This is a genomic window from Acaryochloris sp. 'Moss Beach', from assembly GCF_021497025.1.
Taxonomy (GTDB): Bacteria; Cyanobacteriota; Cyanobacteriia; order Thermosynechococcales; family Thermosynechococcaceae; genus Acaryochloris; species Acaryochloris marina_A.
The window spans coordinates 1,966,026-1,991,985 of record NZ_CP071717.1 but is presented as its reverse complement, the minus strand read 5'-3'; the positions used below and the strand labels follow the sequence as shown (position 1 = coordinate 1,991,985).

Below are 25,960 nucleotides of genomic sequence, written 5' to 3'. Positions count from 1 at the left end.
GAGGAAATATGAAACGCGTACTATCCATTATTCTCGGCGGCGGTGCTGGCACCCGACTCTATCCCTTGACAAAAATGAGGGCTAAACCTGCTGTGCCTTTAGCAGGTAAGTATCGTCTGATTGATATACCTGTGAGTAATTGCATTAACTCAGACATCAATAAAATCTATGTCCTGACTCAATTCAACTCAGCGTCTCTCAATCGACATTTGAGCCGAGGCTATAATTTCTCAAATTTTACAGAAGGATTTGTCGAGGTCTTGGCTGCTCAGCAGACTCCTGATAACTCAGGTTGGTTTGAAGGAACTGCGGATGCCGTTCGTCAATATTTGCAGTTGCTCAAGGAATGGGATGTGGATGAATATCTCATTCTTTCTGGAGACCACCTGTATCGCATGGACTACAGCCAATTTGTTCAACGACATCGCGATACCAATGCCGATATCACGATTTCCGTGGTGCCCATGGATGAGCGACGGGCCTCTGCTTTTGGCTTAATGAAACTGGATGAATCAGGGCGTGTGGGAGATTTTTGTGAAAAGCCCACTGGAGATGAATTAACCCAAATGCAGGTGGATACCACTTTGCTCGGGTTGAATGCAGACCAGGCTCGTGAGCAACCTTATATTGCCTCCATGGGGATTTATGTGTTCAAAAAAGAGGTTCTGATCGATTTATTGGAATCTAATCTTGAGCATACTGACTTTGGTAAAGAAGTGATTCCTACTGCTGCTGCGAATCATAATATTCAGGCATTCCTATTTGATGACTATTGGGAAGATATTGGAACGATTGAAGCCTTCTATGAGGCCAATCTCGCTTTAGCTCAACAGCCCAAACCCAAGTTTAGTTTTTACGATGAGCAAGCCCCCATCTATACCCGAGCCCGATATTTACCCCCTAGTAAAATCCTCGACTGCCGGGTCACGGAATCCATTATTGGTGAAGGCTGTATTGTTAAAAAAAGTCAAATTCACCACTCTGTTCTAGGGGTTCGCTCTTATGTCGACGATCATTGCACCCTGGACAATGTGCTGTGGCTAGGGTCAGATTATTATCAGTCTCTGTCTAAGCGGCAAGCTGATCTTGACCAAGGTAGAGTTCCCTTAGGAATTGGGGAAAACACGGTCATTCGTAAAGCGATCGTGGATAAAAATGCCCGTATTGGCAAGAACGTCAAAATAGTCAATAAAGCCCAGGTGGAGGAGGCTAATCATGAGGATGAAGGCTTCTATATCCGGAGTGGGATTGTTGTTATTCTGAAGAATGCCATCATTCCTGATGGCACTGAAATTTAACAGATCGTGATGAGATTGTCTTAGTCAGAGTGATGACTGGGAATAGAGGGTCAACCCCTGTGTCTGTAGCCGGAACAGCAGGTTGATCCTTTAATCTTCCATCTTGTAACGATGAGTCGCATTTTTAAAATAACAAAACCCCCTACTAGAGGAGGTTCTAAGTCAATCGGAGCGACAGGATTTGAACCTGCGACCCCCACTACCCCAAAGTGGTGCGCTACCAAGCTGCGCTACGCCCCGTTTTGCTTTACAAGCCTAACATAAAACCCTGAATTAAAAGACCTCAATTGTTTGGATAGCGCCCACCAATTCAGCAGTGCTCTGTGCAGACCACGAACCTTCCGCACGGCGGCCATTCAGGAGGATAAAACTCAGAGCAAACTGCTGGGGATATCCTTGTACTTCTAGCCAAACCAAATCACTGCTCGCCTCACAAGCAATAGTCTCCTCAGCCATCAGTTGATCTTGTAATTGGGTGATGGAATCGACTAGTTGCAAGAGCAGGCGGCGAAAATCAGCAAATTCTGCAGCAGTCAACTCTACTGCCCATTCATTGGTACCCAATAGGGTGGAAAAAGCGGCATTAGGCTGCAATCCTAATCGCCAACCGTTACCCTCTTTGAGCTGTCGATCCATTAAAAAGTGAGCTTTTGCGACTCACCGGTGGGCTTGCGAGTAGGTGTGGTTGACTGAGGTTGAGGCGAGCTGGATTTGGGTGTTGTTTGAGGTCGTAAGAGATCGGCACTGCCTGAACCGGGTAATGGAATGAGTTTCGGGCGAGAGATCGGTTCTGGGTCTGGAGCCGCCGCAGGCTTGGGTGGTTCTGGCTGTTGTTTCTCCGTCGGAGGGGCTGCCCGCCGTGGTGCTTGACTCGTATATAGATCGCTGAGGATTTGAGTCAACGCAAGGCGCTGTTTGCGGGTTAACTGTCGTATCAACTTGCGATCGCTCTCCATGGGATTCGTCTTCAAGTACGACTGCCCTGGATACTCTTCTTCTCGCAGATTTTCGTATAGCCCTAGGAAGTCTGCCAAGGTGATTTTCCAGTCAAACCGATACTGGGGGGATCGGCCTTTGACCAGGGTGTGATACTGAATAAGCCGACTCACTAAAGTGCTGTTCGTCGCCGGTTTATTGCCTTTTCTGCGAAAATACTGGTTTTCTTGCGGTAGCTCCGGTAATTGAGAGTAGACCGCATCCGCTGCCAGCTTGGGATTAATTCTCTGGGCGATGGCAGGCTGTGCAACGATCCATCCACTGGCAACCAAGGAGGCACAAAGCAGTGCCCGCTTGGATCGCGCCATTAGAGTGAGGGTAGGGTTCACTCGCCAATAATCTCCGGTTGCGTCAGTTCATCAGACATTTCAATAATGGCTTGCAGAACGGATTTCATGCCTGCATCTTCAAAGTCTTCTAAATTCTCACGTCGACGACGCTTCTTGGCCCGATTCGCAACTTGCACAGTAATGCGGTAACGATTGGAAGAAGCGCCAATCAATTCTTCAGCTCGCCGCATAATATGTGTTGTGTCGATGGTGAGGCGCTTAGACATAAAGTTTCTCTGGAATGGACTGCTTACTAGTCTAGCAACAATGCTCTCGCCTAGAGATGGAGTTGGCCAGAAACTCTGATAGTACAAGGACTGATTGATTGTAGGATATGCAAAGCATGTTTAAGATTCTGTTTGTTATTCCTTGGCTGCAGCGTCTGATATGCATGATCACTGACCAATCGAGATGTAGCCCGATGGGGTCATCTCCAACTATCACTGGATCAGCTTGATCGCTTGACTCTCTTCTACTATTCCGGCCCATTCCTATGACCAACGTCGCTATCAACGAGACCCATCGTCAGCAAACCGCTCAGCTAAACGTTCCACCCCGATTATTAATGGGGCCGGGGCCGTCTAATGCCCATCCCCGAGTTCTGCAAGCTTTGGGAATGCGCCAAGTGGGACACTTAGATCCCTGCTTTATTGAGCTGATGAACGAAGTCCAGTCTCTGCTCAAATATGCTTGGCAAACGGAGAGTCCGACTACGATTCCGGTGAGTGCGACGGGAAGTGCGGCCATGGAAGCGACCCTCGCCAATACCGTTGAGCCGGGAGACGTGGTTCTAGTCGGCGTCAATGGCTATTTCGGTCATCGGCTGATGGATATGGCTGGGCGTTATGGAGCGGATGTGCGCCGTATAGACAAACCCTGGGGAGAGGTCTTTTCCCTTGATGAGTTGAAAGCTGGACTAGAAGAGCATCGCCCCAAAATCTTGGGTCTGGTTCATGCCGAAACGTCTACGGGAGCCTGCCAACCCTTAGAAGGGGTGGGTGACTTATGCCGAGAATATGATTGTTTGCTGTTGGCAGATACGGTGACCAGCTTAGGAGGGGCACCTCTATTCTTGGATGAGTGGGGGGTGGATATGGCCTACAGCGGTAGCCAGAAATGCCTGAGCTGCCCACCCGGCATTAGCCCTTTCACGTTGGGGGCTCGTGCGGTAGAGAAGCTCAATAATCGCCAGAGTAAAGTGCCTAACTGGTATTTGGATATGTCGATGGTGGGCAAATATTGGGGGTCGGAACGAACCTATCACCATACGGCTCCGATTAATATGATCTATGGCTTTCGAGAAGCCCTCCGTCTGATTGCTGAAGAGGGATTGGCTGAACGCTGGGCGCGACATCAAGCCAATGCCGAATTAATGTGGGAAGGCCTCGCTTCCCTAGACATGGAGTGCTACGTGGAACGCCAGCACCGATTGCCTTCGTTAATTACAGTGCGAATTCCTGACGGGGTGGATGGAAAAGCTATCACTTCGCAGTTCCTCAAGAACTTTAATATCGAAATTGGCAATGGCTTAGGTGAACTGGCTGGCAAAGCTTGGCGCGTTGGACTGATGGGTTTTAATAGCCGCCCTGAGAATGTCCATATGGTTTTGGATGCCTTTAAGTACACTTTGAATCGCTAATTTTCTGGGTCGCAGCGGATTTCGAGGAGAAACCCATCAGGGTCATAGAAGTAGATGCCGCGCCCGGTAGGCCGATTGACGGGACCTTGTGCGATCGCAACTTGATTCGCCTGCAAAACCTGGACGGCCTGGTCGAAAGCGTCGGGGTCAATATCAAAGGCCAGATGATTGGCGCGGGTAAACTGCTGGCCTGGATCTGGGCTCGGGGGGGATAAATCTGGTTCCCAGAAGAGGTCCAATACCCATCCGTCGGGGGTGACAAAGTTACTGATGCGCCCCTGTTTGACCAGTTCTACTAAGGTTGCTGGGACTTCAGAACCCGTCAACTCATGCAGGCCTAAAATAGTGCCATAAAAATGCCGGGAGGCCTGCAGGTCTTTCACATTCAGGGCAAAGTGATGGGTCTTGCGAAGCTTGCCTTGGGGTAATACAGTCATATCGATACCAACCCTACTCTGCAATTTTAGGTGTATTGTCTTTTCTCAATTTTGACGCATTTGGCTGAGAATCATCAGTCGTTTTGGGTTTAGGCGTCAGATACGACCGAGATAGTGCCAGCTTGCTCGCAAAATCATCAGCCATAGGGCGACGGCAGCCGTCAGATAGAGATAGAACCGCAGCAAAACTCGGTTAATCGTGCAATGAACCAGGCTATGCAGGATGCGAAAACCCACAAATATCCAAGATAGGAGCATATAGAACCTATCGACTTGGCTAGTGATAAATAGGTAGTGACCGAGGGCATAAAACAGCACGGGTAGCTCAAAGAGGTTTTTGAGATTGTCGGAGGGGTTGGAGACGGCGGGCGGAGATATGCGGGCCAATTCTAAGGGCTGCATTTTTTCAGGTAGAAAGTTGTTTTGGGTGATGAAGTGAATACGACGGGCATACATGTAGATCCAGACCGTCAACGTTAGTAAGAACATCGCCAAAATGGGGGCAAAAATTGCCTGTTGATTCATGGTTTATGGTCTCCATCAGCGAACGGGGCATCAATGAGTATTTGATATTGGGGGTATCAGGCTTAAATAAATTTTTGAAAAACTCAGAAATAAATTGAGCTGAATTGTCTCAGGGCATCACACCAAGACGGATGGTTCTTCAAACTCAGCTTATGAGTCGCAGCCCATGACGACCAGTCCTCGATCAGGTACTGTTTTGTGGATTGGTGACGCGCACAATTGCTTGGAGTTAAGCAAAGGGTTCAGGGCAACGCCCTTCTAATAAATCCTGTTTTTGTTGAAAGGCTTTGGACATACAGTCCATAAAAGTTTGAATGCGTACCGTTGAGATTAGATCCTTATGGGTCAAAATCCAGACGTCATGGCAGGGGGCGCTCTGCCCCGGGGAGACTCGTTTTAAGGTGGGTTCTGGGTCGCCTAGAAAACAGGGGATACGGGCGAGTCCTAGACCGGCTTTGGCTGCTGCTAGCTGTGCGATCGCATTATTGAATCGCCCCCGCACCGGAATATTGGGAAAGTCACTCTTGCGCACCCAGTCTGGATAGGGAGTGGGTGAATCCCAACCAATCCAATACGCCCCTTCAGTATTTTCAGGCAGTGCATGGGTGGCCAAGTAGTTTACAGATGCATAATTGGCACAGTGGTAACATCCCACTTTCCGCCCTACCAAATGTTCTGGTGGGTTTTCTGTCACTCGAATAGCAACATCTGTTTCCCGCTTGGTCAAGCTATAGACCTCATAGGAAATCAGGACTTCTAAGTTCACCTCGGGATAAACCTCCATAAAACGCACCAGATCAGGCATCAGCAGGTGAACGGCCAAAGCATCTGGCAGAGTGACTCGCAGATGGCCTCGAAGCTGAATATCTTGCCCAAGGATATGTCGTTCAATCCCATTCATTTCGTCTTCTACCCGAGTGGCTGCTTCCAGCAACTCCTCACCCGCTAAGGTCAGAGCATACCCGCTGGGGAGACGGTCGAAGAGTCGCGTTTTTTGACTGGATTCAAAGGCATCAATCCGACGAGTGATGGTGGAGTGGTGAACCCCTAACTTGAAAGCAGTGGCCCGAGCGGAACCTTCGCGGGCAATGGCTAAAAAAATTCTCAAATCATCCCAATTCATAATGGACTCCTCTGGCGCATTTATGCACCGTTAGGGTGCTATTTTTTGGGTTCTCAATGCAGAAATAATTACATACTATCGAGAGAAAGCCAGTGGACACCATTCATCTCAAAAGACTGATGGAAGGGATTTTTCCCTATTTTCCTATATTTACAGGAGCATGATCATGGCTAACGTGACCGTATATCGAACCATTTATTCATCTCTAGAAAAGGTTTGGGAGAGCTGGGATGATTTTGGCGCTATCTATAAGTTCAATCCCAATCTCACCCATTCCCATCTGCTTGAAGACTCTCGCCCAACCGGGCAGGGGGCCAAGCGCCAATGTGATCTCAAGGACGGCAAAAACTGGATTCGTGAAGAAGTCATCGAATATATTCCCTACCAGCAGCTGACCCTCAATATTTATGAGGGAACCATGCCTCTGAAAAGTGCCAAGGCCACCCTACGCTTCCGTAAAGTATTGGCCAACCGCACTGAAATTAGTATGAGCATGGATTTTGAACCCAAGATGGGGTGGCTAGGCAAACTGATGCTTCCCATGATGAAACCCAAATTTGAGGAAATGCTCAATGCCCTCTTGGCAGGAAATGATGCCTTTGTCACTCAAGGTCAATTAGTCAATGCTGCCTAAGTCATATAGCAATGACCTCTGATTCAACCCTATACCTCCGACAACTATGACCCCTGAAACAACCGTTTTTCTGCTCACACTGATCTTGGCCATGGTTCATCTTGGCATTGGTGCAATGACAAGAATTTTTGAGGTTGGGCCAATGGCCCTTCTTGGTCCCCGTGACAATTTACCCCCTCGTCAAAATCCCTATGGCATTCGAGGTGAGCGAGCCAATCACAATTTCAAAGAGACCTTGCCCTGGGCTTTGGGTTTATTGCTGCTGGTACAGGCAACAGGCCATACCAATGGCGTCAGTGCCGTAGGGGCTTGGTTATATTTCTGGAGTCGAGTAATCTATTTGCCCCTGTATGTTTTTGGTGTGCCTGTTGTACGGAGCTTTTCCTTTGGGGGCTCGCTTATGGGGATGGGTCTGATTGCTAGTCAGGTGTTGTAAGCGTCGATTTGCCGAGGCCGATGTTGGGTACCGATTCCGGCGGTAATAAATAGCACCGTCGCCTCCTCCTCAACATCAGCCGTATGCCAAACACCGGGTTGATTAATGGCATATTCACTAGGATTGAGCGTTGTAGTCGTTACAGAACCCTTGCTCTCTTCTTGATGAAGTGTCACAGTTCCGGCAACACAAACCACTACCTCACTGCCCTGAGGGTGCATCTCCCAGATGTCCCAAGGTTCTGAGAAGGAGTGCATACTCACCAATCGTCCTTCAGTACCATCTGAACCATGGCGTTCAACGTAGTTGACGTACCAGTCCATAGAACCCGTGAATAAGGGCTCAGTCTCTGCGGTTGCTCCCAGGCCCAGATGAATGGGGTGAGTTTTAATATCCGTTCCAGCCATTACTCTCTCCTTAACTTTGGGGGCTATGGTTTAAGCCTGACCAAGTTTATCCTGCGTGCGAGTATTGAAATCGTTGGCATTATGGCGCTCGTGAAGTTGGTCTGCCAATGCTCCCCAGGTGCGATTAACCATGCGACCTCGTTGGACTGCTGGACGGTCTGCGATGCCTTGTGCCCAACGCACCACATGGGTATAGGAGGGAGCATCGAGAAACTCTGCCGCATCGTATAGGGTATTGCGGATGACGCCACCATACCAAGGCCAGATGGCAATATCAGCAATCGAGTAATCATCCCCGGCCATATATGAGCGGGTTTCTAGGTGGCGATTGAGAACGTCGAGCTGGCGTTTCACTTCCATGGTGAAACGGTTGATGCAATATTCAATTTTGGTGGGCGCATAGCTATAGAAATGGCCAAATCCACCCCCCAAATAAGGGGCTGACCCCATCTGCCAAAACAACCACGATAAACATTCTGTGCGGGCTGTGTGTTCTGTGGGCATCAGTTGACCGAATTTTTCCGCTAAATAGAGCAAGATAGCCCCTGATTCGAAGACACGGGCTGGTGTTGAGATTGAGTGATCGATTAAGGCCGGAATTTTGGAGTTGGGATTGGCCTCGACAAACCCACTACCGAACTGGTCGCCGTCTCCAATTTTGATTAAGTGGGCATCGTATTCAGCTCCAGTCTCACCCAAAGCCAAGAGTTCCTCCAGCATGATGGTGACTTTTTGGCCGTTGGGGGTGCCCATGGAATAGAGCTGTAAGGGATGTTTGCCAATGGGCAAGTCTTGATCATGGGTTGGCCCTGCAATCGGCCGGTTGATCTTGGCCCAAGTACCGCCACTTTCTGAATCCCATTGCCAAACTTTGGGGGGAGTGTAGTGATTGGGACTGCTCATGATCGATCTCCGTTGTAGGGCGGTTTGGATATGGCTTTCTCAATATTATCGCTGTCATTCAGTCTCAGCTGCAGCTTTTAAAATAAAGCGCATGATCCTAACTGATACTCGACTTTTGGCCATGAGACTTGCAGTTAATGCTCCATTTGCAGACCGCTCTATCAGTAATCATGGTTAACGAATTGCAGCGGGAGATATAGGGAGTCATATCCTGAGAAGGCTCGAAAGATAGATTCTTTATGACGAGGCTCCTGGCTAATTGTCATGAACATTAGGTGTGTTCATCTAACCCTCCTGGCCATGCTCTAGGATTGGCGATAAGGTCAGCAGTTCAATACACTTTAGAAATCTGGATTGAGAACAAACCCAATGTCGATTTGTGTTGCCCTAATTGCCCACAACAGCAAAAAAGACGACATCGTCGCCCTCGCCAAAAAATATCGTTCTATCCTGTCTCGCTACCACCTCATTGCCCCTGACGATACGGGACAGCAAATTGAAGCCGTTACTGGTCTGACTGTTGAACATCTTGCTTCTGGTCACCAAGGCGGTGACATCCAAATTGCCGCTCGTGTTGTCTCAGGTGAAGTTACGGGCGTCATCTTCCTGATGGATGGGTTGACCCCACACCCTCAAGACCCCGATCACCAAGCCCTTCTGCGGATCTGCAATCTTTATGATGTTCCCATTGCAACCAATGTAACCACTGCTGAATTATGTATTCAGAGCGTTGCTAAACAACGAGAGGCGTATCTAATTTTCAATCCTGTGGCAGGCCAAGGCAACCCTGATCGCGACTTAGCCCTGATTCGTCAAATATTGGAACCCCAGGTCAATCTCCACACTATTTTCACTCAGTCTGATATTGATCCGATAGAACAAGCCAAAGAAGCCATTGCCGCTATTCGTGCTCTCCAAGATGAGGGGGCATCCGGTTGCATTATCGCCTCTGGAGGAGATGGCACTGTCTCTGCCATTGCAGGTGCCACCCTAGAAACGGGCATCCCCTTCGGTGTCATTCCCCGAGGAACTGCTAACGCATTTGCAGTCGCTTTGGGATTACCTACTAACCTCAAGCGGTCTTGTGAAACCATTGCAGGAGGTAACACGCGTATGGTTGATGCCGCTTATTGTAATGATGTCCCCATGGTGTTACTGGCTGGGGTTGGATTTGAAGCTGGGATGGTCAATAATGCCAGCCGAGAATTAAAAAACCGCCTGGGCACCCTAGCTTACGTTTTTTCAGCTGCACAACAATTTTTCACCCAAGAAGATTTCAATGCCACTATTGAGATAGAGGGCCAGGTTTTGGAGTTTAAGACTGGCGCTGTGACCGTGGCTAATGCCGCCCCTCCAAGCTCAGTCAGTGCGCAGGGCTTTGGTAAAGTCATTCCGGATGATGGGCTGTTAGAGGTCACGATTCCTGTATCTAACACTCTGCTACAGGATCTCAATACCTCAGCAACTCTGTTGGTCTCTGCTCTGGTGAAGACGCAATTGGAGGACAAGAACTTAGTCTGCTTGAGGACTCATCGACTGAAAGTGACCACTGATCCACCCCAAACACTGGTTGTAGATGGTGAAATATTGGAAGCTAATCCGATTGAATTCACCTGTATTCCCAAGGGATTAACGGTTTTTTCGCCATTATCAACGGTTTAACAATCCTCTTGACAGGAGGAATAGCGGCTCGATGGTTTAACTTTTTGGCTTATGCTATCTGCTTTGAAGAAGCTTTGCTCACATCGTATAAGCCATTATTGAGACGCAATAGTGTAAGTGAGTCAAATGGCAATATTTTGAGGGTTATGGGTAACGGTAGCGTCTTTTTAGACAGTTTTAGGTGAGATGACATCCGCACTATGATGCCGATCACTGAATTTAAGTAATGGATGTTAGATCATAGATTTTGAGGAAGCAATCTGAGGGAAAAAAGATTACTTCTTTGTGTGTCAGTGAAGAAGCTGCTTATCAAAAATCTGTTCAGACGATAGCAAGCATATTCAACCGCTATCAGAACTGAAAGGCAGTGGCTGGCAGGATATAACCAGTATCAAATCTAAGAAGAGACCCTTCGGATGAGGGTGACTGAGTAATAAAGTATTGCTTCTGACGCGAAATCTAAGGTCAGATGCCCAGTTTCTCAGTCTGCTCTCTGATTTGACTGATCTGTTTCTAGACAATCATTCCATCTGAAATCCTACCTGCACAGCACCACTGGCATTAATTTGTCGTTTCAAAAAACTTAAAAGTGAGTGATCAACTATGGTTAATCTTTTACCGCACGATCGCTTTATTATCCAGACTCCCGATGCATTGCAAGCTGTTATCGCGAGACTGGAAACCAATGTAGAACCTCCTAAGGCATTACGGTGGTCCTTTAATCGTAACCACGCTCCTTATGAAGGATCTATTTCAGAGTCGGGCTTTACAATGCACCGAATTCCTGAGGGGCGCAACTCCTTTATTCCCCAAATCAAAGGTCGTTTTGAGACACCTGCAGGGGGCACTGTAGTGCACATAACCATGGAGCTTCACCCTTTCGTCATGAACTTTCTGGTGATATGGTTTCTCTTGTTTTACAGCGGTGCTTTAGCAATCTGCCTTTCAGGGAGTGTGGCTGCTATTGAAGCTCTACATATCTTGGGACTACCCTTGTTCGTGTTATTTGTCTTCTGGATTAGTTTCTGGTTTGAGGTGGAGCGCAGCCATAATGATTTGCTGAAAATCATAGTCGGACAAGTTCCTAAGTCACGGCAGCATCGGCTGCAAAATTTCTTCCTCCTTCGAGGAGCTGCCTTCGTTATCGCTGGTATATTTCCCTTCATCTTTATGGTCCATCATGCCTCTGAGTCTCCTCCAGCCCGAGAAGTGCCCGAATCATTCCGGTCTCAGTAATGGAGATGGATAAGGTCCGCCAGTTATCTATGTATCCGAGCTATCGATAAACGGAATAAGTCATGCTTGCAGGTATCTTCAGTCCCTACAAGAAAGCTGCAAGCAGGCCAACATCAAATTGTTGAAGAGATTTGAAAGCCAACGGATTGAGCAGTATGACATCTGGCGAAAACGTTCAAGACAGATGGCCAGTCTCTCAGTTAGCTCTCCGATTTGACTGACCTGTTTCTGGAAAATCATGCCATGCGATTTCGCATCTGCTCAGTCCCACTGGCATTCATTTGTTGTTTCTAAAAGTTTAAAGAGTGAGGGATCATCTATGGTTCACCTTTTACCTCGCGATCGCTTTGTAATTCAAACTTCCGACCCGTTGCAAACAGTGATGGAGAGATTGGAAGCCCAAATAGAGCCTCCCAAAACATTTCGCTCAACATATGACCTTAACCATGCTCCCTATGAAGGATCAGTGACACAGTCTGGTTTTAAGATGAACCGCATTCCTGTCGGTCGTCCAAATGCCAGCGAACCTTACATTAAGGGACGGTTTGAATCATTTTCAGGGGGCACCGTTATTCATTTCACCCTCACCTCACATCCCTCAGGGCCTATCTTTTTTGGGTGTTGGTCTATTTTTTGGTATGGCCTTCACCTGTTGATGTTGTCTTCGGGGGAAATGGATTACAGCTTGGCTCAAGATCGATTGGTGTTACCGCTCATCATCCTCGTAATTTTCTGGATCTCCTTCTGGATAGAAGTAGAACATACCCGGAATGATCTCTTCCGAATCATTTTGAAAAAGCGCCGGACTGCACGACAGAAGGGTTATTTGATGCTCAAAATCATACGAGGAATTCTCTTAATCCTTAGTGTCGCATTTTCCTTCTCGTCTATAGCTTATTATTTCCCCCTGTCTTCTCCATCTCATCAAGTGCCAGAAATATTTCGACCTCGTTGATGGGTCTGAATTGAGGATGCCAATTATCTGCTTACCTGAGCTACCGATGAGTGGAGTAAGGTATCCAATTTGCCCTGCTGTTCGAGGTCATATAGGGTATCACTCCCGCCAATATGTTGGTCATTAATAAAAATCTGCGGTACCGAACGACGACCCTGGGTGCCCCGGGCAACCATGGCATCTCGGGCAGCTTCATCACCATCGAGCACATGTTCCGTATAGGTCACCCCTTTTTGGTCGAGGAAATACTTGGCACGACGACAGAAAGGACAAGTACTCCAAGTGTAAATTTCGACATTAGCCATGATGATATTCTCCTAAATGATTTCTCAGTATCGAGTTCAAAGATTTGAGTGATGCCAGAACTTGCCAGGCCTCATGAACAAGAGAAGGGTGAATGGGCAAATTGAATCGGTTTATCATTCACTGACATTAAGTGGTCCAGACGAATGATGGTTCCATCTTGGAGCTTGATAAAGTCAGCCCGATTGGCTGCATAGACATCGATAATTTTGCTGGTTACGGTTTGTTCTTGTCCTTCTGCATCGCGATAGATGATCTGGCAAGTTTGCCGGAGTGTGGCCCAGGCTTCTAATTCATCATGAAAGCTACAGGCAACTAGACGATAGGCATCCATAACAGTCTCCTTCAGTGGATGGGGCAGACGATTAAAGTATTAGGCAAGTTGTGTCTGGATAGCGACTGGATGAGTCAGGAGTTTATGAACTGGGCAACGATCACTAATGTCCCGAAGCCGCTGGCGTTGCTGTTCATCAAGGTCACCTTCGAGGATGAGCTTGGCCTGGAGGGTGGGCTGTTGAACATCAGGGTCGTAACTCAACTCCACTGCCACAGACTCTAGCTTCCACCCTTTGCGCTCAGCATACATTTGCAGGGTGATTGCCTTACATGAACCTAATCCTGCCAAAATCAATTCCGTGGGGGTGGGGCCAACATCATCACCTCCTAGGGCAGGAGGTTCATCTGCAGCCAGGTGCAGATGGCGAATGGAAATGTCTTGACCATACCGGGAATGATTGGAGGCAACTTGGACCGAAATCATGATGATTCTCCTGGGTGATAGACGTGATCTAAATGTCCCGTTTTCACGTAAATTAGACAGCCTTCTTCACTAAAGGGGGTATGAATGCTGCCGGATGGATTACGTAGCCAAGTCCCCTGAGGATAAATGCCCTGGTCATCGGCAAAGGTACCTTCTAGGACAAAGATTTCTTCGCCACCCCAGTGCTGATGGGTTTGGAACTTTGTTTCCGGTGCCCACTTAACGAAGGCTACCTGCTCAGTACCGTGGGTATGCAGCGGCAGCACCTGTAGCCCAGGCACTAAACCCGGCACCCACTCAGCTTGAGTGGTATCAATCATCACCTGCTGTTGATCGGCTGGGTCCATTTGCCAGAGTTTGACCAGAATTGTGGCCCCTTCCTGGCTATGGGGGGTGTGGCTGGACCCAACGGGATTACGCACATAGGTGCCTGGTCCAAAGTCGCCCTGCTCATCGGAGAATACTCCATCTAGGACAATATATTCTTCGCCACCCCCGTGGGTGTGAGCAGAGAAGGCACTGCCGGGGGCATAGCGAACAATAGAGGTCGCCCGAGCCACTTCTTGGCCATCCCGCTCCAACATCCGACGTTGTACCCCTGGCATAGGAGACTCCACCCAGGGTAAGGCATCGCTATGGACGACAGCCCGTTGAGTTAGATCCGCGTGAATTTTCATAGTGTCTACCTCTCGTGTGTGTTGTCAGCGGAGCGTAGAAACGCTAGCTGTAATGGTTTCGACCGGCCATCACCCCTCCATCAATATCCCAGATGGCACCCGTCGCCCAGCTGGTTTTATCGGATAGTAAAAAGGCGATGGTTTCAGCGATATCTTCAGGGGTGCCGATGCGACCAATGGGATGGAAGCTATTGAAGCTTTGTAAGGCTCCATGGACCTCTTCTTTGGGAATAAACCCTTCATAGATGGGTGTGGCGACGACTGCGGGGGAGACGGCATTGACTCGAATCTTGTGATCGGCCAGTTCCATGGCTAGGTGCTGGGTGAGGGAATGCAGTCCGGCTTTGGCCATGGAGTAGGCGGAGGAAGGGGTAGCCTGTACGGCTTGCTTGGCCCACATGGAACCAACATTGACGATGGCTCCTTTTTGATTGCGGTTGATGATGTTCTGGGCAACGGCTTGGGTAATAAAGAAGGTGGCTTTGTTGAGGTCATGGTAGAGGTCGTAGTCTGCTTCTCCATACTCTAGAAAAGGCTTGGGCAAAAAGACACCAGCAGCGTTCACCAATAAGGTGGCATCTCCATGGGATTGATTGAGGCGGGTGATTAGAGCTTGCCGTTCTTCTGGTTTGGCAATATCGGCTAGCTCGCCTGATACAGGCCCATAGATCTGCAATTCCTCAATGGCTGCATGTAGTTTTTCGGATCGACGGCCAATTAGGACTGCAGACCCTCCATTTTCAAGGATAATCCGGGCAACTGCTTTACCCATGCCGCTACTACCACCGACAACGATTAGTTTTTGACCTACAAAGGATTGAGACATGATGAACTCCTATAGATGGATGAATGAATCAATTTAAATACCTACTAGTAGGTAGATGACAGAGTAAAAAAATTTAGCTACTGGGAAATTTGGCTGCTAAGAGGGGATAAACCACTTGTTCGAAGGTGGTGGTACTGTCCGTTGCGCAACGGGCTAGCAACTGTGCGCCTTGAAGCATGGCAATCAAACCTTTGGCTTCTTGTTCAGGCTGGCAGGTCCACTTTTGGGTGTCACATCCCTGCTGGAGGAGTTTAGTTAACCAAGCTTCGGTTTCCTGAAAGAAGGTTTGAATCTCTTCTCGAACGGATTGGGGAAGGACTGCATAATCTGCTGCCAGCATGGCACAAAGGCAGATTTGTTTATCCTTCAGACCATTGCGATAGAGATCGACAAACTGGAATATCTGCTGATCGGGATTGGTGTTGGATTGGGCGATGCGATCGCAGGCCCGCATCATGCCCTCCCGATATCGCTTCACCAGTTCTTTCACCAACTCATCCTTGGAAGGAAAGTGATAGTGAATACTGGCTTTGCGAATCCCAACTTGCTTAGAGATATCGGCGTAACTAAAGGCGCTATAGCCTCGATTCCGCACCATCTCTTGAGCAACATCTAGGATTTGAGTGGCAGTGTTCTTTTCCATATTTTGAGTATCTACCATCTAGTAGGTAGATGTCAAGGCCCATAGTTTTTGGGTGACTGAGTAAAACTGCTTAGCAAGAAAAAAATACTATGTCAACTTATGTTGCGTTTTGTTTACATAGCTGTTATATTGATTTACATAAAGATACATTTTGTTTGCCGTCTTGTTGCCCTAATCGTTTTCTACAGCCAGTTGAGAGTTATCCCATGCTTGTCCTTATTTCATTTGCGATCGCAGGCAAAGTACTCGGTTCAGTCCTAAGAACCGAGGGATATTCTCCAGTGGAGCAGATGGCTGCTTACACTCAACAGGCGGGTTCAACACCTTTGCAGACAACCAAAAGCTTTGGTTTTAATTTATCTAGCAGTAATCCAAACTCAATGCAGCATTCGATTCCAGAACCTTGCTAAAGATTTCAAATCTTTCATTGGGTAATAGCACTCTCCTCTCGCTCATCTGTCATAGATGAGTGATTTTTTTTCAACATAAATTTCACCGCTTATGCTAGAAGAGGTGAAGACTCAGGAGTCTAGAGATCATGCAAACTCAGCTACCTGTACCTGAAACAATTGAAACAAAACCTGCTGAGCAGCGCCTCACATTGACCAACGTGTCTTGGGACACTTATGAAAAATTACTGGATACCTTTGGCGAACATCGAGCCGTTCGGTTGCACTATGACCAAGGTCTACTAGAGTTTATGGTCCCTTTAGAAGCCCATGAAAATCCCAGCGATGTGATTGGTGACTTTATCAAAGCATTGGTGATTGAAAGCGGCCTCAATATTAAAAGCATGGCTTCCACCACCCTCCGTCGCCAAACCTTGCAGAAAGGAGCCGAACCAGACAAATGCTATTACATCCAAAACGAGCCCTGCGTTCGAGGCAGAACCGTTGATTTAGAAAAAGATCCACCCCCTGACTTAGTGGTAGAAGTCGATATTACCCATGCAGATATCGATAAAAACAACCTCTACGCCAGTCTAGGCGTGCCCGAGTTTTGGAGATTTAACGGCTCAGTCTTGACCATCTACCAGTTAGAGCAGGATCAGTACCAAGAAGTGGATCTTAGTCCTACTTTTCCGTGGGTACCGAAAGAGGTTTTCTACCACTTTTTGCAACAGGGCAAAACGGTGGGTGAGGCTCAGGCTCTCAGAGAGCTAAAAACTTGGATAGAACACCATGCCGGATCCTCGGCTTAACTTCGCCTTTGCTATCTGAGACTGAACATGAACTTGATGATGGATTAGTGTTGGCCCTTGGATGCCTGCTCAGTCTCATCGTAGAGTTGCGATTAATCACTAGATCCACTCTCGACTGGTGGCTTCATAGACCGCTTGATATCGGTTTTTGGCCTTTAATTTTGTCAGGGTATTGTTGACATGAAACCGAACGGTACTTTCGCTGATATGCAACTGTTTAGCAATATCGCGATCTCTAAATCCTTGAGAGAGCAACTGCATAATTTCTTGTTCTCGCTCTGATAAAACGGGCGCCAGCGAAGGCAAGGTTTGGGCCGCTTGGCCTTTAGCGACTTGGGCAACGACGGCATACAGTTGCTGGGGCAGGATATCTAGGGTCACCACGGCTTGAGCAGCAATAGGCACCTGACCTCGATGGGAATGCTGAATCCAAATGATCGGCGAGGAAGAAGTGGGCATATTCAGACGATCGGTCAAAAGGACTGCCTTCGTCCTGGAGTCATCTTTGGAGGGGGGTGGAGTATTGCTCAGGCTCAGCCCTGCTTTTAAACACAGGTGGGTAAAGGCCATTTGCAAGACAGACTGTTGGCACTGCACAGAGACTGATAAATGTTCAGGTTCAGGTACATAAGGCAAGGTCAAAGTCAGTTCAAAAACGCGATCCTTGGGGTCAGGTTGTACGCTCAAAGCCCCTCCCAGCCATAAGGTCATGAGTTGCAACTCTGAGAAGAACGAAGCGGGTGGGGTATCTCGGGTATTAGGTGGGGAGATTGCGATCGCATCCAAAGATACGGCTATATCGTCATAGGTCAAGCGGCAATAGCTACAGTCCAGCTGGGTTAACACCTCTACCCCTCGCAGCAAAGCATAGGCCGTTGAAGCTGGGAGATCTCGTTCTGTTCCCACTAGCATCAACTGAGTTGAGGTGAGAACTTTTGCGAGCTGATCGGAGAGAACCCTCGCCTCGTTCTGAAGCACAACTTGGGGAATCGTTTTTCGCGACTGGAGTGCTGCATCTAAGGCAATGGTTGTGGTGAGACACAGCATCTGCAGAACTTCCAGGAATTCTGGGGCCAGAGCTTCATGGCTAAAGGCTGCGAGGACGCCTAACACTCGATCTCCAGCCGTCAGGGGATACCCGGCAAACCCTTGAATCTGCTTAGCAATCGCCCAGTCTCGATCTTTTACCCAGGTTTCATCAGGCAAATAATTACTTAAAAATGGCACCCGATTTTGGGCAATTTTGCCCACCTTATAGGCCCCCATCGGTACATGGGCAAAGGAGCCATTGGTATGGGTATATAGCCCAGAAGAGGCAACTAACGTCAGGGCTTGCTGATCATTATCCGTTAACCAGATGCGAGCAAAGGCGCATTGAAAGCGCTCCACCAACGCCTCGGTGACGCGATGGGCAATGTCTTCTGGATCTAGACAACCAGAAATACTCTGGCCAATGGCATTAACATCCTGAAGATCGAAGAGTAATTGAACAGAATTTAGCAAAGTGCTGCTTGAAGCTTGCTGAGCTGAGGAGAACATAGATGCGTTCACCTCCCTATTGAATAGAAAAAGAACGCTTCACTTTGTATCGATAGGTACAGCTGACCCCTCCCATGGCTCCGCTAAAGTAAAGAACGGAAAAAGTCTTTCCACATCCATTCACGGGAGCATCACAACGGATCCATGCCAGAAACTCGCTTTCAAATTCAATGGCCCGACGGCAGCCATGAAATCTGCTATTCCCCTTCCTTGGTGGTGAAAGAATATCTAGAACCTGGAAGCACCTATGACCTGGATGACTTTATCTCTCGATCTCGCACGGCTTTGACGATTGGTAGCGATCGGGTGAAGGCTAAGTATGGTATGCCTTGTGGCTTAGCTTTAGGACAGCTCCAATCTCTCGAAACCCGTGCCCAGACCTATCAAGATCTGGCTGACCCTAAGGTGCAAATGATTCAGTTTATTCCTGACAGCTAAAGATTAGACTGCATTAGATTTTGATACTGCTCAATATGGCTAAGCGCCGACTGATGCCAGGAATATTGGTCTAAAATGTCCGTTGCTTTATGGATGGAAGGCTGGTCCGTAGACGGATCAAGGCTTAGCATTCCTTGGGCAATCTGGTTGGGGTCTTGGGGGTTGACCCAAACGGCTTGATCTCTGCCCAAGAATTCTGTAAACGGCGGCTGGTCTGAGAGGAGAATCGGTAGCATAGATGAGATCGCTTCTAGCACGACCAACCCCCATCCTTCTTTCAAAGATGGAAAACAAAAGGCATCCGCACAACGATACAGAACTGCAAGATCGATATCAGACACGACCCCCGGCAAAATCAGAGAACGTCCAATCTCGATCTGTAAGGCCTGAACTTGTTGGAAAAATTGGTCTCGATAATCTTGGTAGTCAAACAGGGTTGCACCTCCCACAATGACAAGCTGAGCTTGGGGGCATTGCTGCAATACTTGTGCAAAGGCAGTGAGTAAACGGATGGAGTTTTTGCGTGGTTCGATCCCGCCCACCGTCAGATAAATGGGAGATCCAGTTAAGCCCAATGTCTGTTTAAGAGCAAATTCCTGTCCAGTGGTTGTAGGAGAAAACCGCTCTAAATTAACGCCATTAGTCACGCGGGGAGCTGTGATCTGATACTCAGCGGCGAGTCTCTCTTGCCAGTGATCACTGACGCATAAACATAAATCTGGGTCTCGAATCGAGCGATCTTGGCACTGCTGCAAATAAGGACTCTGGAAGTCTTCAATATGGTGCACCGTGCGAACCACGTGGGGGAGATGCTGCTTTTGGCGCAGTTGGATTAACGCATTGGCGCTAATGCAATCCTGAGCATGATAGATATCGTGGTGATGAGGATGATCCCCTAAGAACTCTACAAATTCTTGAATGCGTTGCTGGATTAAGGCATCAATGTCGGCAGGTGCCGCCTGAGCGGGGATAAGCTGCACGGGATGAGGTAGGGCTCGCTCAAATCCTTGGCCATCTTTATCGAGGGCATAGATGCAAACTTGATGGCCCAAAGCAGTAAGCGCTGCTGCCAGCTCTAGGGTATGGATGACGCTGCCCCGTGGCTTGGTGGCATAGGTCAGCAATGCGATGGAGAGGGGTGAATCGGACATGGAGTGAACCTTGGCGTTTTTGGCAGACGGATTCAATACAAATAGCCTAAAGCCATGCCCAGTAGGATAATATACCTTGCTTAAATTGGGTGTTATTGGGTGAATTATTGGGTCGCATTGCTCTGTTGATTGATAGGTAGAAAATCAAGAGAATGGAGTGTAATCAGAGATTGATAGATGTCTAGATTGACAGAAAAAGTCCTATCAAACTGCAGAATTATATGTAATTGGCCTGGGTATGATGAGTAGGAGTGAGCTGGATGCTGTTCACGCTTAAAATACCTTTATTTTTGTTTGATGACCAAAAAATCTCTGAGTGAAGCGGATATTTGCGATCGCTATATTACTCCGGCGATTGATGGGGCGGGTTGGAAGAAAAGCCAAGTCCGGCGGGAGTATAGCTTTACGGACGGTCAGATGATTGTGCGGGGACAATTGACGACGAGGGGGAAGCGCAAGCGAGCGGATTATTTGCTGTTTTACCCTCAGAATCAGCCGATTGCCGTGATTGAAGCCAAGGACAACAAACATAGCTTGGGGGGCGGGGATGCAGCAGGCTCTCGGATATGCCGAGACTTTACACGTTCCATTTGTGTTTTCTTCGAATGGGGATGGCTTTTTGCTCCATGATCGCAGTGGTACTTATCCTCAGGTGGAGCAAACGCTAACGCTAGACGCGTTCCCGTCACCGGAGGAGCTGTGGCAACGGTATCGTCAGAGCCAAGGACTGCTAGAAACGGATGAAGAGCTGTTAAGGTCACCCTATTATTTTGAGATCGGTGGGAAGAAGCCTCGCTATTATCAGCAGTTGGCGGTTAATCAGACAATTGCGGCGATTGCCAAGGGCCAGAAGCGCTGCTTGCTGGTGATGGCCACGGGAGCTGGCAAGACTTACACGGTTTTCAATGTTATTTGGCGGTTGTGGAAAACGCGGGTTGTCAATCGGGTTCTGTTTTTAGCTGATCGCAATGCCTTGATCGATCAGACGATTACGAATGATTTTCGTCCCTTTGGTCAGGTGATGACGAAGCTGACCCGAAAACTGGTGGATAACAACGGCAAGATTGATACCTCCTATGAAGTCTATCTGGGGATTTATCAGGCCATTATTGGCCAGGAAGGCCAGGAGAATCTGTACAGCAAGTTTCCGGCAGATTTCTTTGATTTGATTGTGATTGATGAGTGTCATCGGGGGAGTGCGGCGGATGATTCCAATTGGCGGCAGGTGTTGGATTATTTTACGAGCGCCACGCAGTTGGGTTTAACCGCAACCCCCAAAGAGACCCAATACGTCTCGAATATTGATTATTTTGGCGAACCGATTTATACCTATTCCCTGCGACAGGGGATTGAGGATGGTTTCTTGGCCCCTTTTCGCCGGATTCAGGTACATCTGGATAAGGACTTGGAGGGATGGACGCCAGATGCTAATGAGGTAGACGATCAGGGGCAACTGATCGAGCAGCGGGAGTATAACTTGCGAGACTTTGACCGCACTATTGTGTTTGATCAGCGAACCCAGGCGGTGGCACAGTATGTGAGTGATTTTTTGCATCAGGGCGATCCGATGCGGAAGACGATCGTCTTTTGTGAGGATATTGACCATGCGGAGCGGATGCGGCAGGCCTTTGTGAATGTTGCGGCTAATCGGCAGCTGGTAGAGCAGGATCGGCGCTATGTAATGCGGATTACGGGGGATGAAAAAGAAGGGAAAGCCCAACTGGATCACTTTATTAATCCGAAAGAAGACTATCCGGTGATTACAACCACTTCGAAGTTGATGACGACGGGGGTGGATGCCCAAACCTGTCATGTGATTGTGTTGGATCGACGAATTCAATCGATGACGGAGTTTAAGCAAATTGTGGGACGAGGAACGCGACTGCGCCCTGATTTTGGCAAGAACTTTTTCACGATTATTGATTTTCGCAATGCTACGGCGTTGTTTAACGATGAGGATTGGGACGGACCTCCCATTCAGGATGATCAGTTTGGGGTCGGGCAGTCTCCTTCTGAGGCTGAACCCAAGGCCGTATCGCCCGATTTAGACGTTGATGATGTTCCCTCTGAACGGGTGAAATACCAAGTAGGGCGTCAGGAGTTTATGGTGGCGAGGGAGCGGGTCAGCTACTACGACAAGGAAGGGAAACTGACCACGGAATCCCTGAAGGATTACAACCGTCGGGCCATCAATGACGCCTATCAGTCCCTGGATCGCTTTTTGGGGAAATGGAATGAGGCGGATCGCAAGTCGGCAATCTTGGAAGAACTCCAGTCTCATGGGGTGATGGTAGAAGCATTAGCCAAGCAGGTGGGGGCAGAGTACGACCTATTTGATTTAATTTGCCATGTGGCCTTTGACCAGCCCCCCAGAACTCGGCAAGAACGGGCCAATCAGGTGCGGAAGCGGGATGTGTTTACGAACTATGGGGAGACGGCGCGAGCGGTGTTGGAGGGTCTGTTGGAAAAGTATGCCGATCAGGGGGTGGTCTCGATTGAGAATGCCAAGGTATTGCAGCTGGAACCCTTTGCTCAGTTAGGCACCCCTGTGGAATTGTTGAAACAGTTTGGAGGCAAGAAGCAGTATCGGGCGGCGGTGAGTGAGTTGGCTCGGATGCTGTACGATGATGAATCAGTTGATTCAGGGGCGTAAGAGACGCCTTGTAATCACGCTTTGGCATTGGTTTTGAGGAGTTGCTATGTCTTTGTCTGCCACGATTAAGTCGATTCAGGACATCATGCGCAAAGATGTGGGCGTAGACGGGGATGCCCAGCGGATCGGGCAGCTAGGCTGGATGCTGTTTTTTAAGATTTTTAGTGACCAGGACTTGGAACTGGAAGCTTTGGTAGATGACTATGAGTCACCGATCCCGGCAGATTTGCAGTGGTCTGCCTGGGCGGATAGTGAGCAATTGGGCAAGCAGGCCCAGACGGGAGAGGCGCTACTGGATCTAGTGGATAATCGCCTGTTCCCTGCCCTGAAAGAATTGGACCTGGAAGAACTGGAGGGAGTCGCCCAGGAGCGGGGGGCCTTGCTGCGGTCGGTGTTTGAGGATGCCTATAACTATATGAAGTCAGGGACGCTGCTGCGGCAAGTGGTGAATAAAATCAACGACACTATTGATTTTAATGAGTCCAAGCAGCGAGATATGTTTGGGGATATGTATGAGCAGTTGCTCAAGGATCTCCAAGGGGCAGGCAATGCGGGCGAGTTTTATACGCCGCGAGCGGTGACGCAGTTTGCGATCGATATTGTGAATCCACAGTTAGGGGAGCAGGTGCTGGATCCGGCCTGTGGCACCGGGGGATTTTTGACCTGTGCGTTTGAGCATTTGAAACAGCAGGCGGCGGGACCGAAGGAGCTGGAACAGGCAAAGCGAGGGGTGTTGGGGGTGGAGAAAAAGCCGTTGCCCCATTTGCTTTGTGTAACCAATATGCTGGTGCATGGGCTGGAAGTGCCGACGAATGTGCGCCATGACAATACGTTGCGGAAGCCATTACGAGATTATGCACGGGCGGATCAGGTGGATGTGGTGGTGACGAATCCGCCCTTTGGGGGCATGGAAGAAGATGGCATTGAACGAGGGTTCCCGACGGAGTTTCGGACGCGGGAGACGGCGGATCTGTTTCTGGTGTTGGTGATGGAGCTGCTGAAGGAGGGCGGTCGAGCGGCGATTGTGTTGCCAGACGGAACGTTGTTTGGGGAAGGGATTAAGACGCGGATTAAGGAGAAGCTGCTACGGGACTGTAATTTGCATACGATTGTGCGGCTGCCGAATGGGGTGTTTGCACCCTACACGAGCATTAAGACGAATTTGCTGTTTTTTGCGAAGGGGGAGCCGACGCAGGAGATTTGGTATTACGAGCATCCTTATCCGAAGGGGTATAAGTCGTATTCGAAGACGAAGCCGATGCGGATTGAGGAGTTTGGGCCGGAGAAGGCTTGGTGGGAGAATCGCGAGGAGACTGAGTGTGCGATTCGTTCCTACACGAAAGGCTAAAAAGCTAATAAGGTAGGGCTTCTGAGAGATAACCCCTTCTGGGTTGAGTTCGCACTTTAATCTCTCTCAGATGATAACTTGATGTACTTGTAGGTGATGCCTATGAATCTAAGAAACAGAAGCTAGTCCTACCCACCCGGTATAAGGTGTGAAAGCATAACCCCCATCTCAACGGTTTAGTGCCAATGGGATGAAGCGGGGATAAATGTCGGTATCTGGAAGCCTAATCTGGAAACCCGGCTAGCACGTGTGCATGAGTAAAGCTCAATGAGCCTGAATGTATGACTGAACCATCGTGATCCTCAACCAGTGAAAAGGCTGAAATGATTATCCAGCAATGCTTGACAATCACAACACTGGAAACAAAAGTTACTGATTTCTCGAACCTTCTCATGCTTGGAAAGAAGGTTTTATACCCATAACGAAATCCGGTGGAAAGTACAACTCTAAACACACAAACAAAGAACATCAGGAACGAAGTAACCTGACCAGTTTTTCACTCTAGAAGGTCGAATATCTAGAGCAGGTACTAAACCGAATGGACTGGCAGGAGGGATGGTCTAAGAAGCCAATGCCTGGGGTAATGCCCAGGATACGCAGACGTAGACCCGATAGTACGGAATGAAGAGCCTTTAGTCAGAGTAAAGACGATGACACACTCAATTATGGGTAGTGATGAATGGACAGACATCAACTGGAAACAAGTCCAGAAGAATGTCTATCGACTCCAAACCAGAATCTTCAAAGCCAAACATCGTGGTGATACTAAGCAGGTTCACAGACTCCAGAAACTATTGATGAAGTCCAGATCTGCCAAGCTTCTAGCAGTCAGACGGATCACGCAGGATAATCAAGGCAAGAAAACAGCAGGAGTGGATGGGGTAAAATCCCTGACACCGGAAGAACGGCTTGACCTCGTGAATAACCTGTACCTAACCGGAAAATCTAAACCGACGCGACGGGTGATGATCCCAAAACCCGGAACGACGGAGGAAAGACCGTTAGGAATCCCTTGCATGATGGAAAGGGCAAGGCAAATGCTAGTGAAACTAGCACTTGAAGCCGAATGGGAAGCGGTTTTTGAAACCAACACCCACGGCTTTAGAACTGGACGGGGTGCTCATGATGCAATCGAGACAATTTTCAACGGTATCAAGTCCAAAGAAAAATATGTTTTGGACGCTGATATTTCGAAATGTTTCGACAGGATAAACCAGAAAAAGCTATTGACTAAGCTGAACACCTTTCCCAGCTTAAACAGGCAAATTAAAGCCTGGTTGAAGTCGGGAGTGGTACTAGATGGCCAACTCTTTCCAACCAATGAAGGGGTACCCCAAGGGGGGACGATTTCCCCATTATTAGCTTTAGTAGCCCTTTATGGATTGGAAACAGCGATTAGAGAATGCATACATCCAAGTAAGACGGCACAACAGGAATTATGTGTCTGTTTTTATGCCGATGACTTCGTCATTCTCCATAAATCGCTAGATGTCATTTTACGGTGTAAATCAGTAGTGGAAGCCTGGTTAAAGGAGATGTCTCTAGAATTGAAACCTAGCAAAACCTGTATTTCCCATACACTTATTCCGTATGAAGGAAAGGTTGGATTCGATTTTCTCGGCTTCAATATCCGTCAGTATCCGGTTGGGAAACACCAATCTGGTAAAAGCCCACACGGTAAAAAACTAGGTTTCAAAACAATCATCAAGCCCAGCAAAAAGAAGGTAGCCCTGCATATTCAGAAACTTAGAGATACCATCGATGCTTATAAAACAGCGTCCCAAGCGGCACTGATTAACAAGCTCAACCCGATAGTTAGGGGATGGTGTAACTGGGAGCAT

The 25,960-nt window shown here is 48.4% G+C and carries 29 protein-coding genes, 1 tRNA gene and 1 pseudogene; 14 read left to right on the top strand and 17 right to left on the bottom strand.

All coding sequences use genetic code 11. The features are described 5' to 3' along the window. The first annotated feature begins 8 nt into the window (after window positions 1-8). On the top strand, window positions 9-1,298 hold the full coding sequence (locus HRE53_RS09260; protein WP_212663173.1) for a glucose-1-phosphate adenylyltransferase: 1,290 nt from the start codon (window positions 9-11) through the stop codon (window positions 1,296-1,298). A 166-nt stretch (window positions 1,299-1,464) separates the two neighbouring features. On the opposite strand, the gene HRE53_RS09255 is transcribed toward HRE53_RS09260, so the two are convergent. The 4 genes from HRE53_RS09255 to HRE53_RS09240 all read right to left on the bottom strand — a co-directional run bounded on the left by HRE53_RS09255 (window position 1,465) and on the right by HRE53_RS09240 (window position 2,850). After that, window positions 1,465-1,538, bottom strand: a tRNA-Pro gene (locus tag HRE53_RS09255). Between the two features lie 33 nt (window positions 1,539-1,571). Next, window positions 1,572-1,934: a DUF1818 family protein gene (locus HRE53_RS09250; RefSeq protein ID WP_212663172.1), complete on the bottom strand. Its 363-nt coding sequence runs from the start codon at window positions 1,932-1,934 to the stop codon at window positions 1,572-1,574. Further along, window positions 1,934-2,602, bottom strand: coding sequence for a hypothetical protein (locus tag HRE53_RS09245; RefSeq protein WP_235110112.1), 669 nt, complete (start codon window positions 2,600-2,602; stop codon window positions 1,934-1,936). The genes HRE53_RS09250 and HRE53_RS09245 overlap by 1 nt, the downstream gene beginning before the upstream one ends. A 17-nt stretch (window positions 2,603-2,619) precedes the next feature. After that, entirely contained in the window at window positions 2,620-2,850 is a 231-nt protein-coding gene (locus HRE53_RS09240; protein ID WP_212663170.1) for a DNA-directed RNA polymerase subunit omega, read from the bottom strand. A 266-nt stretch (window positions 2,851-3,116) separates the two neighbouring features. Here HRE53_RS09240 and HRE53_RS09235 point away from each other — a divergent pair, with 266 nt between their 5' ends. Continuing rightward, complete coding sequence (locus HRE53_RS09235; protein WP_235110111.1) at window positions 3,117-4,262, top strand: alanine--glyoxylate aminotransferase family protein; 1,146 nt, start codon at window positions 3,117-3,119, stop codon at window positions 4,260-4,262. On the opposite strand, the gene HRE53_RS09230 is transcribed toward HRE53_RS09235, so the two are convergent. The 3 genes from HRE53_RS09230 to HRE53_RS09220 all read right to left on the bottom strand — a co-directional run bounded on the left by HRE53_RS09230 (window position 4,259) and on the right by HRE53_RS09220 (window position 6,347). Next, window positions 4,259-4,699 carry a VOC family protein gene (locus tag HRE53_RS09230; protein ID WP_235110110.1) on the bottom strand — a complete coding sequence of 147 codons (441 nt, stop codon included), beginning with the start codon at window positions 4,697-4,699 and terminating at the stop codon, window positions 4,259-4,261. The genes HRE53_RS09235 and HRE53_RS09230 overlap by 4 nt on opposite strands. 96 nt (window positions 4,700-4,795) lie before the next feature. Continuing rightward, window positions 4,796-5,224 (bottom strand): MAPEG family protein, encoded by a 429-nt coding sequence (locus HRE53_RS09225; RefSeq protein ID WP_235110108.1) that lies wholly within the window; start codon window positions 5,222-5,224, stop codon window positions 4,796-4,798. A 229-nt stretch (window positions 5,225-5,453) separates the two neighbouring features. Continuing rightward, entirely contained in the window at window positions 5,454-6,347 is an 894-nt protein-coding gene (locus HRE53_RS09220; RefSeq protein WP_235110107.1) for a LysR family transcriptional regulator, read from the bottom strand. 166 nt (window positions 6,348-6,513) lie between these two features. Here HRE53_RS09220 and HRE53_RS09215 point away from each other — a divergent pair, with 166 nt between their 5' ends. Together HRE53_RS09215 and HRE53_RS09210 are read left to right on the top strand one after the other, a co-directional pair. Further along, window positions 6,514-6,981: an SRPBCC family protein gene (locus HRE53_RS09215; protein ID WP_235110105.1), complete on the top strand. Its 468-nt coding sequence runs from the start codon at window positions 6,514-6,516 to the stop codon at window positions 6,979-6,981. A gap of 46 nt (window positions 6,982-7,027) precedes the next feature. Further along, on the top strand, window positions 7,028-7,417 hold the full coding sequence (locus tag HRE53_RS09210; protein WP_235110103.1) for an MAPEG family protein: 390 nt from the start codon (window positions 7,028-7,030) through the stop codon (window positions 7,415-7,417). On the opposite strand, the gene HRE53_RS09205 is transcribed toward HRE53_RS09210, so the two are convergent. Beyond that, complete coding sequence (locus tag HRE53_RS09205; RefSeq protein ID WP_235110101.1) at window positions 7,405-7,824, bottom strand: cupin; 420 nt, start codon at window positions 7,822-7,824, stop codon at window positions 7,405-7,407. The genes HRE53_RS09210 and HRE53_RS09205 overlap by 13 nt on opposite strands. Before the next feature lie 30 nt (window positions 7,825-7,854). Further along, window positions 7,855-8,727, bottom strand: coding sequence for a glutathione-dependent disulfide-bond oxidoreductase (gene yghU, locus HRE53_RS09200; protein ID WP_235110099.1), 873 nt, complete (start codon window positions 8,725-8,727; stop codon window positions 7,855-7,857). 369 nt (window positions 8,728-9,096) lie between these two features. Between yghU and HRE53_RS09195 the strand changes: the two genes are divergently transcribed. The 3 genes from HRE53_RS09195 to HRE53_RS09185 all read left to right on the top strand — a co-directional run bounded on the left by HRE53_RS09195 (window position 9,097) and on the right by HRE53_RS09185 (window position 12,580). Further along, window positions 9,097-10,389, top strand: a complete 1,293-nt coding sequence (locus HRE53_RS09195; RefSeq protein WP_235110097.1) for a methylglyoxal synthase — start codon at window positions 9,097-9,099, stop codon at window positions 10,387-10,389. Window positions 10,390-10,992: 603 nt separating this feature from the next. Beyond that, a complete protein-coding gene (locus tag HRE53_RS09190; protein WP_235110096.1) occupies window positions 10,993-11,625 on the top strand; it encodes a hypothetical protein in 633 nt (210 codons plus the stop codon). 319 nt (window positions 11,626-11,944) lie between these two features. Then, entirely contained in the window at window positions 11,945-12,580 is a 636-nt protein-coding gene (locus tag HRE53_RS09185; RefSeq protein ID WP_235110095.1) for a hypothetical protein, read from the top strand. A 23-nt stretch (window positions 12,581-12,603) separates the two neighbouring features. Here HRE53_RS09185 and grxC read toward each other — a convergent pair whose 3' ends face one another. The 6 genes from grxC to HRE53_RS09155 all read right to left on the bottom strand — a co-directional run bounded on the left by grxC (window position 12,604) and on the right by HRE53_RS09155 (window position 15,789). Beyond that, window positions 12,604-12,885, bottom strand: coding sequence for a glutaredoxin 3 (gene grxC, locus HRE53_RS09180; RefSeq protein ID WP_235110094.1), 282 nt, complete (start codon window positions 12,883-12,885; stop codon window positions 12,604-12,606). Between the two features lie 71 nt (window positions 12,886-12,956). Next, complete coding sequence (locus HRE53_RS09175) at window positions 12,957-13,217, bottom strand: hypothetical protein (protein WP_212663154.1); 261 nt, start codon at window positions 13,215-13,217, stop codon at window positions 12,957-12,959. Window positions 13,218-13,256: 39 nt separating this feature from the next. Beyond that, window positions 13,257-13,643, bottom strand: coding sequence for an OsmC family protein (locus tag HRE53_RS09170; RefSeq protein ID WP_235110093.1), 387 nt, complete (start codon window positions 13,641-13,643; stop codon window positions 13,257-13,259). Beyond that, entirely contained in the window at window positions 13,640-14,320 is a 681-nt protein-coding gene (locus HRE53_RS09165; protein ID WP_235110092.1) for a cupin domain-containing protein, read from the bottom strand. The genes HRE53_RS09170 and HRE53_RS09165 overlap by 4 nt, the downstream gene beginning before the upstream one ends. A gap of 43 nt (window positions 14,321-14,363) precedes the next feature. Then, window positions 14,364-15,146, bottom strand: coding sequence for an SDR family NAD(P)-dependent oxidoreductase (locus tag HRE53_RS09160; RefSeq protein ID WP_235110091.1), 783 nt, complete (start codon window positions 15,144-15,146; stop codon window positions 14,364-14,366). A 73-nt stretch (window positions 15,147-15,219) separates the two neighbouring features. Beyond that, window positions 15,220-15,789 (bottom strand): TetR/AcrR family transcriptional regulator, encoded by a 570-nt coding sequence (locus tag HRE53_RS09155; protein WP_235110089.1) that lies wholly within the window; start codon window positions 15,787-15,789, stop codon window positions 15,220-15,222. A 206-nt stretch (window positions 15,790-15,995) separates the two neighbouring features. Between HRE53_RS09155 and HRE53_RS09150 the strand changes: the two genes are divergently transcribed. After that, entirely contained in the window at window positions 15,996-16,199 is a 204-nt protein-coding gene (locus tag HRE53_RS09150) for a hypothetical protein (RefSeq protein ID WP_235110088.1), read from the top strand. 128 nt (window positions 16,200-16,327) lie between these two features. Continuing rightward, the gene (locus HRE53_RS09145; protein ID WP_235110087.1) at window positions 16,328-16,990 is read left to right on the top strand and encodes a Uma2 family endonuclease; all 663 of its coding nucleotides are present in this window, start codon (window positions 16,328-16,330) and stop codon (window positions 16,988-16,990) included. A gap of 99 nt (window positions 16,991-17,089) precedes the next feature. Here the strand turns inward: HRE53_RS09145 and HRE53_RS09140 are convergent, their stop codons facing one another. Continuing rightward, on the bottom strand, window positions 17,090-18,529 hold the full coding sequence (locus HRE53_RS09140) for a LuxR C-terminal-related transcriptional regulator (protein WP_235110086.1): 1,440 nt from the start codon (window positions 18,527-18,529) through the stop codon (window positions 17,090-17,092). A gap of 144 nt (window positions 18,530-18,673) precedes the next feature. Between HRE53_RS09140 and HRE53_RS09135 the strand changes: the two genes are divergently transcribed. Then, the gene (locus HRE53_RS09135; RefSeq protein WP_235110085.1) at window positions 18,674-18,967 is read left to right on the top strand and encodes an MSMEG_0570 family nitrogen starvation response protein; all 294 of its coding nucleotides are present in this window, start codon (window positions 18,674-18,676) and stop codon (window positions 18,965-18,967) included. Here HRE53_RS09135 and HRE53_RS09130 read toward each other — a convergent pair. Then, complete coding sequence (locus HRE53_RS09130; RefSeq protein WP_235110084.1) at window positions 18,964-20,118, bottom strand: MSMEG_0565 family glycosyltransferase; 1,155 nt, start codon at window positions 20,116-20,118, stop codon at window positions 18,964-18,966. The two genes, HRE53_RS09135 and HRE53_RS09130, sit on opposite strands and share 4 nt — an antisense overlap. Before the next feature lie 297 nt (window positions 20,119-20,415). Between HRE53_RS09130 and HRE53_RS35140 the strand changes: the two genes are divergently transcribed. The 4 genes and pseudogenes from HRE53_RS35140 to HRE53_RS09110 form a co-directional block, all read left to right on the top strand. After that, window positions 20,416-20,748: a hypothetical protein gene (locus HRE53_RS35140; RefSeq protein ID WP_235110083.1), complete on the top strand. Its 333-nt coding sequence runs from the start codon at window positions 20,416-20,418 to the stop codon at window positions 20,746-20,748. Beyond that, the gene (gene hsdR, locus HRE53_RS09120) at window positions 20,666-22,771 is read left to right on the top strand and encodes an EcoAI/FtnUII family type I restriction enzme subunit R (RefSeq protein WP_396133421.1); all 2,106 of its coding nucleotides are present in this window, start codon (window positions 20,666-20,668) and stop codon (window positions 22,769-22,771) included. Before HRE53_RS35140 ends, hsdR begins: the two co-directional genes overlap by 83 nt. Before the next feature lie 46 nt (window positions 22,772-22,817). Next, window positions 22,818-24,119: an N-6 DNA methylase gene (locus HRE53_RS09115; protein WP_235110080.1), complete on the top strand. Its 1,302-nt coding sequence runs from the start codon at window positions 22,818-22,820 to the stop codon at window positions 24,117-24,119. A 650-nt stretch (window positions 24,120-24,769) separates the two neighbouring features. Then, window positions 24,770-25,954, top strand: a pseudogene (locus tag HRE53_RS09110) (reverse transcriptase domain-containing protein); the annotation flags it as partial. Window positions 25,955-25,960: the final 6 nt, after the last annotated feature.